We start from the raw sequence: 17,252 nt of genomic DNA on the forward strand, positions 1-17,252 counted from the left end.
TAACTGATTTTCCTAATTTGCTTGAATTAAGACAACACACATGTCATCTGGTTGATCTATCTGAAGGTGTTTTGGCAAGACTAAATCGATGGGAGCATCTTCGCGGCAAGTCAGCCATTTTTTTGAAACAGCTTTCCTTAATTGAACTAGCCCGTCTGCTTCGTTAGTTTCAAGTGCCTCCATTACCCCGTCTGTAAATAAAAGTATTTGAATGTCATCTTGGTAAGTCAAAGTATCCTTTTCTATCTTCATGTCATTGAAAAATCCAACTGGACAGCTTCCATTTGAAAGAGGAAATACCTCTTTGTTATCAATTAAGGCAAAACCGGGTGGGTGTCCTGCGTTCACATAGTCTACTGTTTTTTCTTGTGTGTCAATAATCAGATAGATGGCAGTGAAATAATAATGAACTTGGTTTTCCTCTTTATTTAAAATTGACATCCAGTGGTTAAGCTCATTAATAACTTCTTCTGGATTTGTATGAGTTCGTATTGCGTCGCGTAAGACAGATGAGATAAACATACAGACTAAGGAAGCGGTAATTCCGTGTCCCATCATATCCAACAAGATGACCCCGTATCGCTTATCGTCAATTCGATGCCAATAATACATATCTCCAGCTAATTTATTAGCTGGAAAATATGATGCTTTAATGACTAGGTTCTCAAGGGATATGGGCTCGCTCAGCAGACTACTTTGTACTTGCATGGACAAATCAAGTTCACGTGCCATTTTTTCATCTTGCATTCGATGCCAGTCTTTTTCATATTTAAGACGAAGTCCAACTCGGATGCGTGCAAGTAAATCCACTTTATTTATTGGTTTTAGAATGTAGTCGATGCCGCCTACATCAAGAGCTTCAGCAACTTTATTCGAATCCTCAAGTGCAGTAACGAAGATAACTGGAATATCCTTAAGATGTGGGATCGTTTGCAGGCGCCTGCAGGCTTCGATTCCATCAATATCGGGCATCATTATGTCTAAAAGAATAATATCAACAGTCGTTTCCTTGGGGCTTCCGGAGTCTATGTGTAAATAATCAAACAATTGTTGAGCAGATGTAAGCGAAGTGAAATCATTATAACCAGCTTTCTTTAATATCTTTTCTATTACGAAAAGGTTAACCTGGTTGTCGTCTACGATTAAAATCGTCATTCTCTATTCTCCTTTGGGTTTATGCATCGGAAGGTACCTTTTCATATTGTTTATCATGGCTGTAATTGAGGTCTGATAGTGAATATCCATCATAATCAAAATATGTATAGCTGAACTTATATGCATTATATTATATCTTAGTTATGTAGAAATCGAAAATAAGTAAAGTGTTATAGGGCGATCTGAACACTCTGATTTTTAGTAGTGTAAGGTGTAAAAAGTCCACATTCCATGTACAATACCCACCGTACAAAATATTAAACATATAATATAGTGAGAATATGAAATTTACGAAATAGAAATCTAAGGCTAAAGGTAAAAAAGATATTGACAAGAATAAGAAAGAGGAGTAATCTATAAAAGTTGCTGATTGAGCGATGGCTAAACATTACTATTTTGACACGGCTAGTTAAGTAATAAGAAAAAATCATTTTATAAAAAAATTGACTTCTTATAAAATGGATGATAAGATGAATTAGTCGCTGAGAAACATGGCGAGTATCAACAACGTTGAAACTTCGCAGAAGTTGACAACTAATCATTAGTATGTTAAAGTTAATTTTACTTAACAACAAATTGCTCTTTGAAAACTGAACAAAACAAAGCGCCAACGTTTTAATTGAAGTGAGTACACACTATAAAAACAATGAGCAAGTCAAACACTTTTTGGAGAGTTTGATCCTGGCTCAGGACGAACGCTGGCGGCGTGCCTAATACATGCAAGTCGAGCGAATGACAGGGAGCTTGCTCCCTTGATTTAGCGGCGGACGGGTGAGTAACACGTGGGCAACCTACCTGTAAGACTGGGATAACTTCGGGAAACCGGAGCTAATACCGGATAATTTCTTTTCTCGCATGAGAAGAGGTGGAAAGACGGTTTCGGCTGTCACTTACAGATGGGCCCGCGGCGCATTAGCTAGTTGGTGAGGTAATGGCTCACCAAGGCCACGATGCGTAGCCGACCTGAGAGGGTGATCGGCCACACTGGGACTGAGACACGGCCCAGACTCCTACGGGAGGCAGCAGTAGGGAATCTTCCGCAATGGACGAAAGTCTGACGGAGCAACGCCGCGTGAACGAAGAAGGCCTTCGGGTCGTAAAGTTCTGTTGTTAGGGAAGAACAAGTACCAGAGTAACTGCTGGTACCTTGACGGTACCTAACCAGAAAGCCACGGCTAACTACGTGCCAGCAGCCGCGGTAATACGTAGGTGGCAAGCGTTGTCCGGAATTATTGGGCGTAAAGCGCGCGCAGGTGGTTCCTTAAGTCTGATGTGAAAGCCCACGGCTCAACCGTGGAGGGTCATTGGAAACTGGGGAACTTGAGTGCAGAAGAGGAAAGTGGAATTCCAAGTGTAGCGGTGAAATGCGTAGAGATTTGGAGGAACACCAGTGGCGAAGGCGACTTTCTGGTCTGTAACTGACACTGAGGCGCGAAAGCGTGGGGAGCGAACAGGATTAGATACCCTGGTAGTCCACGCCGTAAACGATGAGTGCTAAGTGTTAGAGGGTTTCCGCCCTTTAGTGCTGCAGCTAACGCATTAAGCACTCCGCCTGGGGAGTACGGCCGCAAGGCTGAAACTCAAAGGAATTGACGGGGGCCCGCACAAGCGGTGGAGCATGTGGTTTAATTCGAAGCAACGCGAAGAACCTTACCAGGTCTTGACATCCTTTTGCCCTCCCTAGAGATAGGGACTTCCCTTCGGGGACAAAAGTGACAGGTGGTGCATGGTTGTCGTCAGCTCGTGTCGTGAGATGTTGGGTTAAGTCCCGCAACGAGCGCAACCCTTGATCTTAGTTGCCAGCATTTAGTTGGGCACTCTAAGGTGACTGCCGGTGACAAACCGGAGGAAGGTGGGGATGACGTCAAATCATCATGCCCCTTATGACCTGGGCTACACACGTGCTACAATGGATGGTACAAAGAGCTGCAAACCCGCGAGGGTAAGCGAATCTCATAAAGCCATTCTCAGTTCGGATTGTAGGCTGCAACTCGCCTACATGAAGCCGGAATCGCTAGTAATCGTGGATCAGCATGCCACGGTGAATACGTTCCCGGGCCTTGTACACACCGCCCGTCACACCACGAGAGTTTGTAACACCCGAAGTCGGTGAGGTAACCGCAAGGAGCCAGCCGCCTAAGGTGGGACAGATGATTGGGGTGAAGTCGTAACAAGGTAGCCGTATCGGAAGGTGCGGCTGGATCACCTCCTTTCTAAGGAATATAACGAGCGCTTTTGTTTTGTTCAGTTTTGAATGAGTAATTCATTCATTCGTGGTAAATGAAAGCAACAGATTAGTCTTTTGCTTATTCGTTGCCGAATCGTTCTTTGAAAACTAGATAATAGATAGAAGGCAAATTTTTGCATTAATTTTTCAAGACATCAAGTAAGACCTTTTAACAACTAGGTTGTTTGATAAACTTTTCGTTTATCAGCCACCATATGGTTAAGTTAGAAAGGGCGCACGGTGGATGCCTTGGCACTAGGAGCCGATGAAGGACGGGACTAACACCGATATGCTTCGGGGAGCTGTAAGTAAGCTTTGATCCGGAGATTTCCGAATGGGGAAACCCACTGTTCGTAATGGAACAGTATCTTTACCTGAATACATAGGGTACTGAAGGCAGACCCGGGGAACTGAAACATCTAAGTACCCGGAGGAAGAGAAAGCAAACGCGATTTCCTGAGTAGCGGCGAGCGAAACGGAAGATAGCCCAAACCAAGAGGCTTGCCTCTTGGGGTTGTAGGACACTCAACATGGAGTTACAAAGGAACGGGGTAAGTGAAGTGATCTGGAAAGATCCGTCAAAGAAGGTAATAACCCTGTAGCTGAAACTTCGTTCCCTCCTGAGTGGATCCTGAGTACGGCGGGACACGAGAAATCCCGTCGGAAGCAGGGAGGACCATCTCCCAAGGCTAAATACTACCTAGTGACCGATAGTGAACCAGTACCGTGAGGGAAAGGTGAAAAGCACCCCGGAAGGGGAGTGAAATAGATCCTGAAACCGTGTGCCTACAAGTAGTTAGAGCCCGTTAATGGGTGATAGCGTGCCTTTTGTAGAATGAACCGGCGAGTTACGATTTCATGCAAGGTTAAGTTGATAAGACGGAGCCGCAGCGAAAGCGAGTCTGAATAGGGCGCATGAGTATGAGGTCGTAGACCCGAAACCAGGTGATCTACCCATGTCCAGGGTGAAGTTCAGGTAACACTGAATGGAGGCCCGAACCCACGTACGTTGAAAAGTGCGGGGATGAGGTGTGGGTAGCGGAGAAATTCCAATCGAACCTGGAGATAGCTGGTTCTCTCCGAAATAGCTTTAGGGCTAGCCTCGAGATGAGAGTATTGGAGGTAGAGCACTGATTGGACTAGGGGCCCCCAACGGGTTACCGAATTCAGTCAAACTCCGAATGCCAAATACTTATTCTCGGGAGTCAGACTGCGAGTGATAAGATCCGTAGTCAAGAGGGAAACAGCCCAGACCACCAGCTAAGGTCCCCAAGTTTACGTTAAGTGGAAAAGGATGTGGAGTTGCTTAGACAACCAGGATGTTGGCTCAGAAGCAGCCATCATTTAAAGAGTGCGTAATAGCTCACTGGTCGAGTGACTCTGCGCCGAAAATGTACCGGGGCTAAACGTAACACCGAAGCTGTGGATGGATACCGTATGGTATCCGTGGTAGGAGAGCGTTCTAAGGGCGTTGAAGCTAGACCGGAAGGACTGGTGGAGCGCTTAGAAGTGAGAATGCCGGTATGAGTAGCGAAAGAAGGGTGAGAATCCCTTCCACCGAATGCCTAAGGTTTCCTGAGGAAGGCTCGTCCGCTCAGGGTTAGTCGGGACCTAAGCCGAGGCTGAAAAGCGTAGGCGATGGACAACAGGTTGATATTCCTGTACCACCTATACATCGTTTGAGCGATGGGGGGACGCAGAAGGATAGGGTAAGCGCGCTGTTGGATATGCGCGTCCAAGCAGTTAGGCCGGAAACGAGGAAAATCCCGTTTCCATTAAGGCGGAGCTGTGATGGCGAGGGAAATATAGTACCGAAGTTCCTGATTCCACGCTGCCAAGAAAAGCCTCTAGTGAGATGTAGGGTGCCCGTACCGCAAACCGACACAGGTAGGCGAGGAGAGAATCCTAAGGTGTGCGAGAGAACTCTCGTTAAGGAACTCGGCAAAATGACCCCGTAACTTCGGGAGAAGGGGTGCTTTTTAGGGTGAATAGCCCGGAAAAGCCGCAGTGAATAGGCCCAGGCGACTGTTTAGCAAAAACACAGGTCTCTGCGAAGCCGCAAGGCGAAGTATAGGGGCTGACGCCTGCCCGGTGCTGGAAGGTTAAGAGGAGAGGTTAGCCGCAAGGCGAAGCTTTGAATTGAAGCCCCAGTAAACGGCGGCCGTAACTATAACGGTCCTAAGGTAGCGAAATTCCTTGTCGGGTAAGTTCCGACCCGCACGAAAGGCGTAACGATCTGGGCACTGTCTCAACGAGAGACTCGGTGAAATTATAGTACCTGTGAAGATGCAGGTTACCCGCGACAGGACGGAAAGACCCCGTGGAGCTTTACTGCAGCCTGATATTGAATTTTGGTACAGCTTGTACAGGATAGGTAGGAGCCTGTGAAGCCGGAGCGCTAGCTTCGGTCGAGGCGTCGGTGGGATACTACCCTGGCTGTATTGAAATTCTAACCCGCGCCCCTTATCGGGGCGGGAGACAGTGTCAGGCGGGCAGTTTGACTGGGGCGGTCGCCTCCTAAAATGTAACGGAGGCGCCCAAAGGTTCCCTCAGAATGGTTGGAAATCATTCGTAGAGTGTAAAGGCACAAGGGAGCTTGACTGCGAGACCTACAAGTCGAGCAGGGACGAAAGTCGGGCTTAGTGATCCGGTGGTTCCGCATGGAAGGGCCATCGCTCAACGGATAAAAGCTACCCCGGGGATAACAGGCTTATCTCCCCCAAGAGTCCACATCGACGGGGAGGTTTGGCACCTCGATGTCGGCTCATCGCATCCTGGGGCTGTAGTCGGTCCCAAGGGTTGGGCTGTTCGCCCATTAAAGCGGTACGCGAGCTGGGTTCAGAACGTCGTGAGACAGTTCGGTCCCTATCCGTCGTGGGCGCAGGAAATTTGAGAGGAGCTGTCCTTAGTACGAGAGGACCGGGATGGACGCACCGCTGGTGTACCAGTTGTTCTGCCAAGAGCATCGCTGGGTAGCTACGTGCGGACGGGATAAATGCTGAAAGCATCTAAGCATGAAGCCCCCCTCAAGATGAGATTTCCCATAGCGTAAGCTAGTAAGATCCCTGAAAGATGATCAGGTTGATAGGTCAGAGGTGGAAGCGTGGCGACATGTGGAGCTGACTGATACTAATCGATCGAGGACTTAACCTTATTGTTCTTGAAAAAGCAAAAATCCTTCTTATTATCTAGTTTTGAAGGAATGATATTCCTTTATTGTTTGGTGGCGATAGCAAAGAGGTCACACCCGTTCCCATTCCGAACACGGAAGTTAAGCTCTTTAGCGCCGATGGTAGTTGGGGGTCTCCCCCTGTGAGAGTAGGACGTTGCCAAGCAATTCGAGAGATCAGCTATTTATAGCTGGTCTCTTTTTCAATTGTTCAAAAAGGTGGATAAAAGCGCCGAGAAGTTCTGCGAGGGATCTCGTCTCAGACCTTTTGCCATATACAGGAACGTTGAGGACCGGACTTGTATAGGGTGTGCTACCTTCTCTGTTGCAGCACAGGACGTGCCTGATTTTAACAGAAGGTCAAAAATGCGCTTTGATATAATTAGCAAGCTTTCTTACCGGACTTTTGAATATCCTTAACAGAGTAAAAATGTTAAAGAGGTTATCATTCGTTTTGGGAGAAAGAAGACATTTGGCGGTGAACTGATTTCGTATTAAAAGTAAACTTGTGTTAAAATTAGTTAAACTTCTGAATTTTCACTGGAGGAATGAATTTACGTTGGAACGTCATAATGAAGCATTTGACCAAGAAATGACATTTCGCTCCTTTACCGAGTGGTTGAAAAAACAAAAGAAATCGGAAAATACAGTTAAGACTTATTCAGGTGTGCTTACCCAATTTTTTGAGTGGGCAGAAAAGGACTTTGGAGGGCACATGAGTGAAGATGGTATTCAGGCTTATCTAGATCATTTAGAAACTAACCAACGAAGCGCAGGGACGATAGAGAAACATTATATGGCCTTGAAAGTGTATTGTAAATATCTTGGTCAGTCCTCTTTGATGAAGAATATAGACCGGAAAATTAATGAGCAAAAAAACGATATTCCTGAAGTGTTGACGTTGCAGGAACAAAAGACCTTATTAAAAGAGGTAGAAGCAGATGGGAATTTAAGGAACACTGCAATGGTGTATATCATGCTTCATACCGGCGTTCGGGTTTCTGAGTTATGTGATCTAAATGATAGTGATCTTGTGGAGAAGGATGAAAAGAAAGCGATAGTCGTTCGTAATTCAAAGAATGAAGTAGATAGAATTGTACCGTTGTCTCAAGAAGCAATTCAGCATATAGGTTATTTTTTAGGTGAAAATAAAGATCTTAGAGGACCGCTTTTTTTATCCAGCTATGGGCAGCGAATCACTCCACGATCTGTGCAATATATGTTAAAAAAGTATCATGTTAATCCACATAAGCTCCGACATACTTTCTGTCAGCAACTGATAGATAACGGGGTGGAGTTACAGACAGTATCGAAGTTGGCGGGTCACAAGGATTTAAATATGACAAAACGATATGTGAAGAATAAGGAAGTAGATTTTGGACAGGCGATTGATCAGGCCTTTTCTTAAATGAGTTGTGGGGAAGTATTAAATTGAAATCGCTGGAATTCTAGATCATGCTTATGATTGATTGACCGAATGATGAGGTTGTTATAGATGAAGCTGTCGCTGGATTTTTTGCAACATTGCCAATAAAAGAACTTGTTAATAAGATAGATAGGACCAGCTATGCTACAGCGATTCCGAATACGCCTGGAACTACCTTGGGTAATCATATGTTATGTCACGATCTTCACTATATATAGGAAAATTGTCGCTACTCACTAGTTTGTCTATCATTCAGTTTCCCATAATCTTTACAAAATAATCGATTACTGATTTGGTCTAAAAGACGATTTGTGATACGTTTACGACCTATCATAAGATAGCCAGGAGAATATTGAGAAAACTATACAAAGAAACCCCCGAGAGCAGATCATTGAAATGCATATGATTCGGGGTTTCTTTAGGTATAATAATTCTAAAAGTGACTGAATGGCTATTTGAGGATTAACCGAATAGGTCAGAGGGTATGTATATACTAGATAAAATAACAATTAATTATCGATGGATCTATTAAGTTATTTGTGGTATGGGTAGAAAAATTGTTAGAAATCTATAATTAAATGTTGAGCTATGGAAGAAGAAAATATAGCAACTGGGTATATGTACCTATTTTATCATCACTTTATGTCATTATTCCTCAATACCTTTCAAAATGAGATAGAATAGAGGATAAATACATTTTACTTTTGCACGGGGGAGCGAATATGACCTATCAAGTTCAAATATTAAAGGGCCTGTTTCAGCCGAGAACAAACAGATATCAATTAGAACAGGCAGAAGGAATAACCGGATTCGGTACTAAGCTACTGTTGGTGTATCTATGTAGTTTCGTTATCTTTCTTCTGGAAGCCTATTATGGAATAGGGTCTGAATCTATGTCAAAGGAAATAACCAAGCTTGGAGAAAGTGAATATGAAGCAGGGAAACTACTTGTTATAGCTGGGAAACTGCTGGCAGGCCTTCTGTACCCAACCTTTTATGTTGTGTTGGCTGCTGTTGTTTTTTGGGTTATTTTAGATATCCCATTTAAGAAAGTTGCAGTTGTTCAAATGATTGCCTTTGCTTTGCACTTGCTAGAAAAAGTAGTATACATACCCTTTCTTTTGCAGATGGATTTAAACCAAAGTGATAATCCATTTTCATTAGGAGTGATTAGTCAATCTATCCTCTCAAATGAATACTTTATTCACTTTTTTGGGGAAATTAGTTTATTTCAGATAACGATTATCGGAATCGTCTACTACTATTTACGAGAGTTGACTGAGAAAAATAAATACATCCCACTTATTATGATTTGTGTGTTTTACCTGGCATCTTGGTTTGTAGCCGCATTTTTGGCTTATATCGATGTTCGTGTGTTTTTATAAGGGAGGTGGGGCTATATGAATAAATGGAAAATTGGTACACTAGCCGTACTTGCAACGGGTTTCATTGCTTTGAACCTTTTTTTAATTGAGAAAAAAGATAGTAAGGTGGCTCGGACTTTATTAGCCGGAGAGTGGACCGAAGTTAAGAAAGCAGATATTATAGAAAGATTTGAAACAGATGCGGTAATTAAACCATTGGAAGAGTACAACTATTATTATAATGACCAAGATAAAGAATTTCAAAAATTCCTTGTAAAAGAGGGAGATGAAGTAACGGCAGGCACGCCTTTATTTGAATACATAACACCTAAACTGGATCAGGTAAAGGGCGAGCTTGAAACAGAGAAGAACCGTTATGAGGGCGAAATAGCGGGGATCGAAGAATATATTGATGAGTTATCCAGTTATCAGGATACCATTCCAGAGGCACCATCTGCTAAAGAAAGAGAAGTAGCAGAAGAGGCAGGATTCCCTTTAGATAATCCTGATTCTTCTGCGATGATCATAAGTTCGATTCAACAGGAGATCTATAAACAAGAATTAGAGAAGAAGAAACTTGAAGAGAAAATACGGGCTTATGAAAGCCAGTTAAACTATTTGGATGAACATGGTGATACGGCAATGACGGCAAGTGAAACGGAAGGAATTGTGAAGAAAGTAAATAAACAACTGAAGTCTCCAATTGTAACAATTGCTTCAAATACGTTAGCAATTGAAGGCTCTCTTGATGAACAACAGGCAAAAAAAGCAGAACCTGGCATGAAAATTATTGCAAAACAATCGAGTGAAAAAAAGGAAATTAATGGAACGATATCCGCAATTCAGCCGTTTCCAGAAACAGAGACAACTGTTGGAACTCCGAGTAAATATGCTTTTCAAGCGACTATGCAAGAAGAACCCGAATCTATAATGATTGGTTCCAAAGTGAAATTGTCTGTGGTGACTGCGGAAGCGAAGGGTGTACTTTCTTTGCCAAAAGCAGCGATTCAATTAGAAAAAAACCATCTGTTTACAAGCTGAATGGAAACGGTACTGTCACAAAGCAAGTGATCACAACGGGCCTCGAATTTGCTGGAATTCAGGAAGTGAAAGATGGACTTGAATTAGGGAATATCATTCTAAAGGATTCGAAAAGCATTCCTTATAAAAAGCCTGCATTTATCACGCCTCTTCAAACTGAAAAAGTGACAATTAACGCATTTAATGAACTATCTAAACGTCAAAAACTTCGTTTCTTTTTAATTGGACTGTTAGAAAAATAATTGAGCTAAAGGAATGCTATTTATCGTTCACGTGGATATGTGATCCCGTGTGAATAATGAATAGTATTCCTTTCTTTGGCAAAAATAGGTTTGTAAAGCGTGTGTGAGACTGTAATGGGGTAAATTTCCTACCCGTAATATGAAAAATATATTTACAGTTTTGGATTTTTAATATAATATTTTAGTATAATGTTATTTCCGCTTAATCTTAATGGAACGGGGGAACCAATTTCGTGGTCCTGTACCGCTTGGGGTGAATTCTTATGAAGGGGCATGTGTTTCCAGGTCCTAACCCGACAGCTAACCTCGTCAGCGTCTTAGAGGGAACAAAATGTAAATTGTTCACGCCCAAAGACACCCGTAGTGTCTTTTTTTATTGCGTGAAACCGTCTATCTTGTTTCCCTTACCGAGACATTTGCTTTTTTAGCAAAGAATTTACAGAAGGTGAGGATGTTAGATGAAAAAAATAAGCTTAGCTAGCCAAATATTAATTGGTCTAGTCCTAGGGATTATCGTAGGGGCGATCTTTTATGGTAGTCCAACGATTGCGTCTTATTTACAGCCAATTGGCGATATATTTCTTCGTTTAATTAAAATGATTGTCGTGCCGATTATTGTAGCCAGTATTATTGTCGCTGTTGCAGGTGTTGGTGATATCAAGCAGCTTGGGAAAATCGGCGGTAAGACGATTTTGTACTTTGAAATTGTGACGACAATTGCAATTATAGTCGGAATCATTGCGGCAAATGTACTGCAGCCAGGCGCTGGAGTGAATATGGGGGAACTTGATCAAACGGATATCGGCAGTTATGTTGATACAGCAGAGTCAAAGGAAAGCGAATCACTAATCGATACGATTGTGAACATTGTACCAACGAATCCGATTGCTGCGGTTGCTGAAGGGGACATGCTAGCCATTATTTTCTTTTCTCTGGCATTTGGTCTTGGGATTAATGCGATCGGAGAAAGAGGGAAGCCGGTTTTGGCATTCTTTCAAGGAACAGCAGATGCAATGTTTTATGTTACGAATCAAATTATGAGGTTTGCTCCTTTTGGAGTGTTTGCCTTGATTGGTGTCACTGTTGCTAAGTTTGGATTGGCTTCTCTTATCCCGCTAGGAAAGTTAGTGATTTCAGTATATGGAACGATGATTTTCTTTGTGATCGTGGTCTTGGGAATTATCGCGAAATTAGTCGGTTATAGTCTTTTCAAATTAATTAAACTAATCAAAGAGGAGCTTATATTAGCCTTTTCAACAGCAAGCTCTGAGGCTGTCCTTCCGAGAATTATGGAAAAAGTGGAAAAGGCGGGATGTCCTAAGCATATTGCTTCTTTTGTCATACCGACTGGTTACTCCTTTAACCTTGACGGTTCCACTCTGTATCAAGCATTAGCTGCTATCTTCATTGCTCAAATGTATGGCATTGATATGAGTATTGCTGATCAAATTTCGTTAATGCTAGTATTGATGGTCACATCTAAAGGTATTGCTGGTGTACCAGGAGTCTCTTTCGTTGTTCTATTAGCTACATTAGGCACAGTTGGAATTCCTATCGAAGGGTTGGCGTTTATAGCTGGGATCGACCGTATTCTTGATATGGGTCGTACAGTGGTAAATGTTATTGGGAACTCTCTTGCAGCTATTGTTATCTCTAAATGGGAAGGTAATTTTAAACCTGAAAAAGTGTCATAACTTTTGATAAAAACATACATGAACGCCTGACTAAAACGAAAACGATGAAAAGGTTCAGGTTCTCAAACTGTATAATCTTTTGAAGGTGGCGGTGCGGAGCTTACTTTGCGAAGCCCCGCCCCTTTTTCATAAAAAAGACAGCTAAAGGGATAAAATCCAATAGCTGTTTTTTTTATTATGGATGAATCTATTCTTTCATTCACTCTTTATAAAGAGAAAGATCTCCCTCAAAATAATGAAGAATTATGAGTAACTTGGAGGTTTTGTCACATTATTTCAAATGATTTGGTAAAATGATAATAGTGATGATGGATGATAATTTCACCAGTTTTATCCCGCATTAACGAGCAACATGACTCCCGCTTCAAGGCTTTTAGGGAATCCAAGTAGAGTAAGTGGGAGATCATCTGCTCGTAAATGCCCGATGATTGGTTCAACGAACAATCAGTGAGGATGAGGAACCCTTCACTGATTGAAGTTTCACTTTATCACCAATAACTGTTGTGGAGGATATTGGTATTATGAAAAATGAGATAAGAGACGTCCTATATATACACTTGCATGCTTCTGAGCGATTTGTGATCTTCTCCGGCATGACGTTTCGGGAATTTGTTTATTCGTATGAAGGACCCTTACCTAATCTTTTATTGTTGAAACATGGATATGATGATGGGGAGTTTAACATGAATACGCTATTGGAATTTGTTCCGAATGGAGATGTTGAAAAACTCCTGAAAGATCATGTATATGGGTATGGTGATTTTTGCTGGATTGATTTTGAAGAGGAAGCAGGGCTTGATGAATTAAATGGTCAAGAAATTGCTGAGCTTTTGTATGTTGGCCATTGCAAAACTCATTTACGTCCACCATTTTTCGGAAAGTTGAATAATCAATTTGTTTATCTTGCGCATGATGATGGGTGGTTCAATAAGGTTTATTTTCGAAACCAAGATGCATTAACTCAAATATTTGGTAATGCACTTATGTTGAAACTGGAGACATTACGTGTCGAAAGAAATTGGTTTGGATTAAAGAAAAAAAGGGAGTACCCAGAAATTCCTTTTGATGTGCTTCAAAGGCTCATCCCGTTAACGGCTGAGGGTGTTGTCTTTTCCCTTCAGGATATTCAGCATTCGAGGACCAAAATAGAAATTCCGGGTTGGATCATTGGCGACTATGTAAATATGGATGATATGATGGACGGATTTAATGATCTGAAGGATCAACGGCCAAAAGCGTTAATTGTTTTACATCGAAAGACTAAAGAATGGAGCGTTATTCTTAACTAAATGATCTTATTTTGCTGAAGTAAACATTCCATGTTTGATGATTTTCATCGTGATACATCGGAGAAAGTGAGAATGACTGAGCTTTTAGTCAGTTCTATTTTTTATGTGGGTCATTTAAGTAAAACGCGATAATTCATGGTGTAGTCCGTGCTATTGCTACATAAGATGTAAGGTATGTGCGGTAGAATTATTGGTATGTTTAGGTAAGTTATCAAACAGTACTTCTTTTTCATTTTTAACTGAAGATGAAGGTGGTACAATAATAAAGTAAAACTTCAATCAGTGGGGGTTTCTTCATCCCCCACCCAGGCTTCTTCGATTCATCTAAGCCTTGAGGTTGGGATCTTACTGCCCGTTAATGCGGGATAAAGTGAAAAGAGTATTGGAGGTTTAATGAAAATGAAAACAAAACTTGGACTGCTTTATGGCGGAAAGTCTGCTGAGCATGACGTTTCGCTGCAGACGGCTTTAGCGGTCATTAAAGCATTAGATTTAGAGAAGTTTGATATATATCCGATATACATAACGAAAGAAGGGGTTTGGGTAAAGGGACCTCAGTTGACCGGACCGGTTGAGAGCGTGAAAAGTCTTATATTATCAGCTAAAGATGCCATGTCACCTTTAGCAATTCGTTCTACAGGGCAAGTTTCCAAGGAGGATGGAGAAGGGTTCGATTGTCTTTTCCCTCTCCTTCATGGTCCGAATGGAGAAGATGGTACAGTTCAAGGGGTGCTGGAATTAGTAAATGTACCTTATGTAGGAAATGGAGTTCTAGCTTCGTCTGCTGGCATGGACAAAGTAATTATGAAGAATATTTTTGCCCAAGCAGGACTACCACAAGTTAAATATACATGGTTTATTCGTTCAGAGTGGGAAACGGATAAGGACCGCGCCTATGACAAAATTGAAGCTGAATTAGGCTATCCATGCTTTGTTAAGCCAGCGAATCTCGGATCAAGTGTTGGAATTAGTAAATGTGTGAATAGGGAAGAGCTCGCAGCTGCGTTTGTTGAAGCATTCCTATTTGACCGAAAAATTATTGTTGAAGAAGGAATCGTTGCTCGTGAAATTGAAATTGGCGTTCTTGGCAATGACCACCCTAAGTGTTCGGTAGCTGGCGAAATTATTGCAAAAAAAGATTTCTATGATTATAAAGCAAAATATGAAGATGGAGATACCGCGATGGTCATCCCGGCAGAGATTTCCGAAACGGACTATCAGTCTTTAAGTGAAATGGCTATTACATCCTTCAAATCACTTGATTGTTCCGGATTGGTTCGTGCTGACTTCTTCTTAACGAAAGAAGGAAAAGCATATATTAATGAAGTAAATACGATGCCTGGCTTTACTCCATTTAGCATGTTTCCTTTATTATGGAAACATACAGGAGTGGAGTATCCTCAATTAATCGAGACATTAGTGAATTTGGCGCAAGAACGTTATGAAGAAAAGCAGAAGATTAAATATAGCTTTTAATGGGATGCTTTGCAGCCTAGAAGTGGAAACGACAACCGAATGGCTGTCGTTTTCCTTACTGAAATAGCTTGGTGATAAGGGATAAGCCGCAATTTTCTAAAACCCTAGGAGGAACATGATGTTAAAAAAAACGTTAAAGCAAATCCATGAAATGGTCGATGGGTTGAATAACATTACAGATTTTGAATCCATTATAGCGGCAGGAGTTTCGATTGATTCTAGAAATATTGAGTTTAACAACTTGTTCATCCCCCTTAGTGGCGAACATGTTGATGGACATCAATATGTAGAAAAGGCCATATCGCAGGGGGCAGCTGCTTCTTTGTGGCAAAAGGATGCGGGGGAACTGCCAGCCGGACTTCCGGTAATCCTTGTAGAGAATACAGAAAAAGCATTACAGAAACTAGCCAGGGCGTATCGAAAGCAACTAAATTGTAAAGTAATTGGCGTTACAGGGAGTAATGGCAAAACGACCACGAAAGATATGATAGCGTCCTTACTGCAAACAACCTACCGCATTCATAAAACAAGCGGAAACTTTAATAATCATCTTGGACTTCCGTTAACCATTCTAGGAATGGATGAAGACACAGAAGTGGCCGTTCTCGAAATGGGCATGAGCAGCCGTGGTGAAATTGCATTTCTGTCCACACTTGCAGAACCAGACTTGGCAATTATTACGAATATTGGCGAGTCTCATCTATTGGATCTCGGTTCAAGAGAAGAAATTGCAAATGCTAAACTCGAGATTGTTTCAGGCCTTAAAGATGGCGGAACGCTGATTTACCAAGGAGATGAACCATTATTACGTGATCGAATTGAACGTGACTTAACGAACCTTCACGTTGTATCTTTTGGTAGAGAAAATAAAAATGATCTTTACCCCATCTCCATAACTCAAAACGAGAATAGTACTTCTTTTGAAATAAATGGAGACCCATATACGATTCCAGTTCTTGGTTCTCATAATGTACAAAATGCGTTAGCCGCTATGCTTGTAGCCAAACTGTTGCGTGTAAATGATGCTAATATCAGAAAAGGGTTTGAATCGGTCCAATTAACCAATATGAGAATGGAAATGGTTGAAGGAGCAAAAGGGGAAAAAATCATTAATGATGCCTATAATGCAAGTCCAACCTCAATGAAGGCAGCGATTGAACTGATTGAAAGTCTTTCAGGATTCCAAAATAAATACCTCATCCTTGGTGACATGTTAGAACTAGGAAATCAAGAGGAAGATTATCATGTAAATATTGGTGAAAACATTCAGCCAGACAAGATCAATGCAGTCTTTACATATGGTTCGCTTGGTCATTTTATAGCTGAAGGAGCTCGCCGATCTTTTCCAGAAGAACGAGTGTTTTCATATGATGATAAATCCACATTAATTGCTGATTTAAAGCAGCGTACGTCTCTAAATGATTTAATCCTAGTAAAAGCCTCAAGAGGGATGAAATTAGAAGAAATTGTTCAAGCTTTACAAAATTGAATTCTGTAATAAGTCGGTGAATTTCCGTTTATGGAGATTTTATCGGCTTATTTTAATGACTCAGCTATTTCATGTATTTGGTATTTGACGAATAAACTTAGCCACTCGAGTTATGAGTTACGAGGTGCCTAACGTCACAAAGGTATAAATGGTTTGGAGGTTAATGGTAAAAATCCTCTGAAAATACCTCTTTCAATCGGCCTATTTCGTTTGAGTTTTAGATTCCTTTATTGCAATAACGACCTGAAAATGGTAACATGTATTATGAGTTTAAATGTCTTTGGAAGTTGAAGATGGTATATACTATAACTAATCCAAAGATTGTTTATCGTTTCTTTAAGAAACAAACGTTATTTCATTCTTCACTTGGTGAAGATCTTGTACTTTCAGATTAAATAGGCCACGCGTCTTGAATAATATAAAAAGCTGTCTCACTTTGCAGCTTAAATTGCTAATAGGAAGGTCCAGCTGTCTGTAGCTGGCTCCATAAGCTCATGACATGATAGATGGGAGATTCTGATTATCTCCTACCCCTCTTGCCAGAAATGATCCTTGTGGTTCCTTTCCACTCCGCATTCCCCAAACGCATAAGGGCCTGTTTTTTTATGGGAAGCTTGGCTTAAGTCAAGTTTTGTTTTATTCTATAGGATTTGATATGCAATCATTTTGGATAATTACAT

General features: G+C 41.6%; 10 protein-coding genes, 3 rRNA genes and 1 riboswitch. Of the genes, 12 read left to right on the forward strand and 1 reads right to left on the reverse strand.

What is annotated here, in order from left to right:
- Nucleotides 1-12 precede the first annotated feature (12 nt).
- Nucleotides 13-1,155: a SpoIIE family protein phosphatase gene (locus JNUCC23_RS01500; RefSeq protein ID WP_403077175.1), complete on the reverse strand. Its 1,143-nt coding sequence runs from the start codon at nucleotides 1,153-1,155 to the stop codon at nucleotides 13-15.
- A gap of 663 nt (nucleotides 1,156-1,818) precedes the next feature.
- Here JNUCC23_RS01500 and JNUCC23_RS01505 point away from each other — a divergent pair.
- The 12 genes from JNUCC23_RS01505 to JNUCC23_RS01560 all read left to right on the forward strand — a co-directional run bounded on the left by JNUCC23_RS01505 (nucleotide 1,819) and on the right by JNUCC23_RS01560 (nucleotide 16,572).
- Nucleotides 1,819-3,368 (forward strand): 16S ribosomal RNA (locus JNUCC23_RS01505).
- A 231-nt stretch (nucleotides 3,369-3,599) separates the two neighbouring features.
- Nucleotides 3,600-6,535, forward strand: a 23S ribosomal RNA gene (locus tag JNUCC23_RS01510).
- Between the two features lie 66 nt (nucleotides 6,536-6,601).
- Nucleotides 6,602-6,717, forward strand: a 5S ribosomal RNA gene (rrf, locus tag JNUCC23_RS01515).
- The 16S, 23S and 5S rRNA genes sit together here, the layout of an rRNA operon.
- Nucleotides 6,718-7,059: 342 nt before the next feature.
- Nucleotides 7,060-7,959, forward strand: coding sequence for a tyrosine-type recombinase/integrase (locus JNUCC23_RS01520; protein ID WP_454213887.1), 900 nt, complete (start codon nucleotides 7,060-7,062; stop codon nucleotides 7,957-7,959).
- A 116-nt stretch (nucleotides 7,960-8,075) separates the two neighbouring features.
- Entirely contained in the window at nucleotides 8,076-8,195 is a 120-nt protein-coding gene (locus JNUCC23_RS01525; RefSeq protein WP_454213889.1) for a hypothetical protein, read from the forward strand.
- A 504-nt stretch (nucleotides 8,196-8,699) separates the two neighbouring features.
- Nucleotides 8,700-9,362: a hypothetical protein gene (locus JNUCC23_RS01530; RefSeq protein ID WP_454213891.1), complete on the forward strand. Its 663-nt coding sequence runs from the start codon at nucleotides 8,700-8,702 to the stop codon at nucleotides 9,360-9,362.
- Between the two features lie 15 nt (nucleotides 9,363-9,377).
- The gene (locus JNUCC23_RS01535) at nucleotides 9,378-10,382 is read left to right on the forward strand and encodes a hypothetical protein (protein WP_454213893.1); all 1,005 of its coding nucleotides are present in this window, start codon (nucleotides 9,378-9,380) and stop codon (nucleotides 10,380-10,382) included.
- Between the two features lie 65 nt (nucleotides 10,383-10,447).
- Entirely contained in the window at nucleotides 10,448-10,624 is a 177-nt protein-coding gene (locus JNUCC23_RS01540; RefSeq protein ID WP_454213894.1) for a hypothetical protein, read from the forward strand.
- A 189-nt stretch (nucleotides 10,625-10,813) separates the two neighbouring features.
- Nucleotides 10,814-10,954, forward strand: a riboswitch (cyclic di-AMP (ydaO/yuaA leader).
- 128 nt (nucleotides 10,955-11,082) lie between these two features.
- A complete protein-coding gene (locus JNUCC23_RS01545; RefSeq protein ID WP_403078160.1) occupies nucleotides 11,083-12,318 on the forward strand; it encodes a cation:dicarboxylate symporter family transporter in 1,236 nt (411 codons plus the stop codon).
- 521 nt (nucleotides 12,319-12,839) lie between these two features.
- Entirely contained in the window at nucleotides 12,840-13,607 is a 768-nt protein-coding gene (locus tag JNUCC23_RS01550) for a hypothetical protein (RefSeq protein ID WP_403078163.1), read from the forward strand.
- A 399-nt stretch (nucleotides 13,608-14,006) separates the two neighbouring features.
- On the forward strand, nucleotides 14,007-15,083 hold the full coding sequence (locus tag JNUCC23_RS01555; protein WP_454213897.1) for a D-alanine--D-alanine ligase: 1,077 nt from the start codon (nucleotides 14,007-14,009) through the stop codon (nucleotides 15,081-15,083).
- 118 nt (nucleotides 15,084-15,201) lie between these two features.
- Nucleotides 15,202-16,572, forward strand: coding sequence for a UDP-N-acetylmuramoyl-tripeptide--D-alanyl-D-alanine ligase (locus JNUCC23_RS01560; protein WP_403078227.1), 1,371 nt, complete (start codon nucleotides 15,202-15,204; stop codon nucleotides 16,570-16,572).
- Nucleotides 16,573-17,252 lie beyond the last annotated feature (680 nt).

The organism is Peribacillus sp. JNUCC 23, from assembly GCF_053653995.1.

Coding starts and splice junctions, on each gene's coding strand:
- JNUCC23_RS01500 (WP_403077175.1), bottom strand. CDS start 1,155: ATGACGATTTTAATCGTAGACGACAACCAGGTTAACCTTTTCGTAATA.
- JNUCC23_RS01530 (WP_454213891.1), top strand. CDS start 8,700: ATGACCTATCAAGTTCAAATATTAAAGGGCCTGTTTCAGCCGAGAACA.
- JNUCC23_RS01535 (WP_454213893.1), top strand. CDS start 9,378: ATGAATAAATGGAAAATTGGTACACTAGCCGTACTTGCAACGGGTTTC.
- JNUCC23_RS01545 (WP_403078160.1), top strand. CDS start 11,083: ATGAAAAAAATAAGCTTAGCTAGCCAAATATTAATTGGTCTAGTCCTA.
- JNUCC23_RS01550 (WP_403078163.1), top strand. CDS start 12,840: ATGAAAAATGAGATAAGAGACGTCCTATATATACACTTGCATGCTTCT.
- JNUCC23_RS01555 (WP_454213897.1), top strand. CDS start 14,007: ATGAAAACAAAACTTGGACTGCTTTATGGCGGAAAGTCTGCTGAGCAT.
- JNUCC23_RS01560 (WP_403078227.1), top strand. CDS start 15,202: ATGTTAAAAAAAACGTTAAAGCAAATCCATGAAATGGTCGATGGGTTG.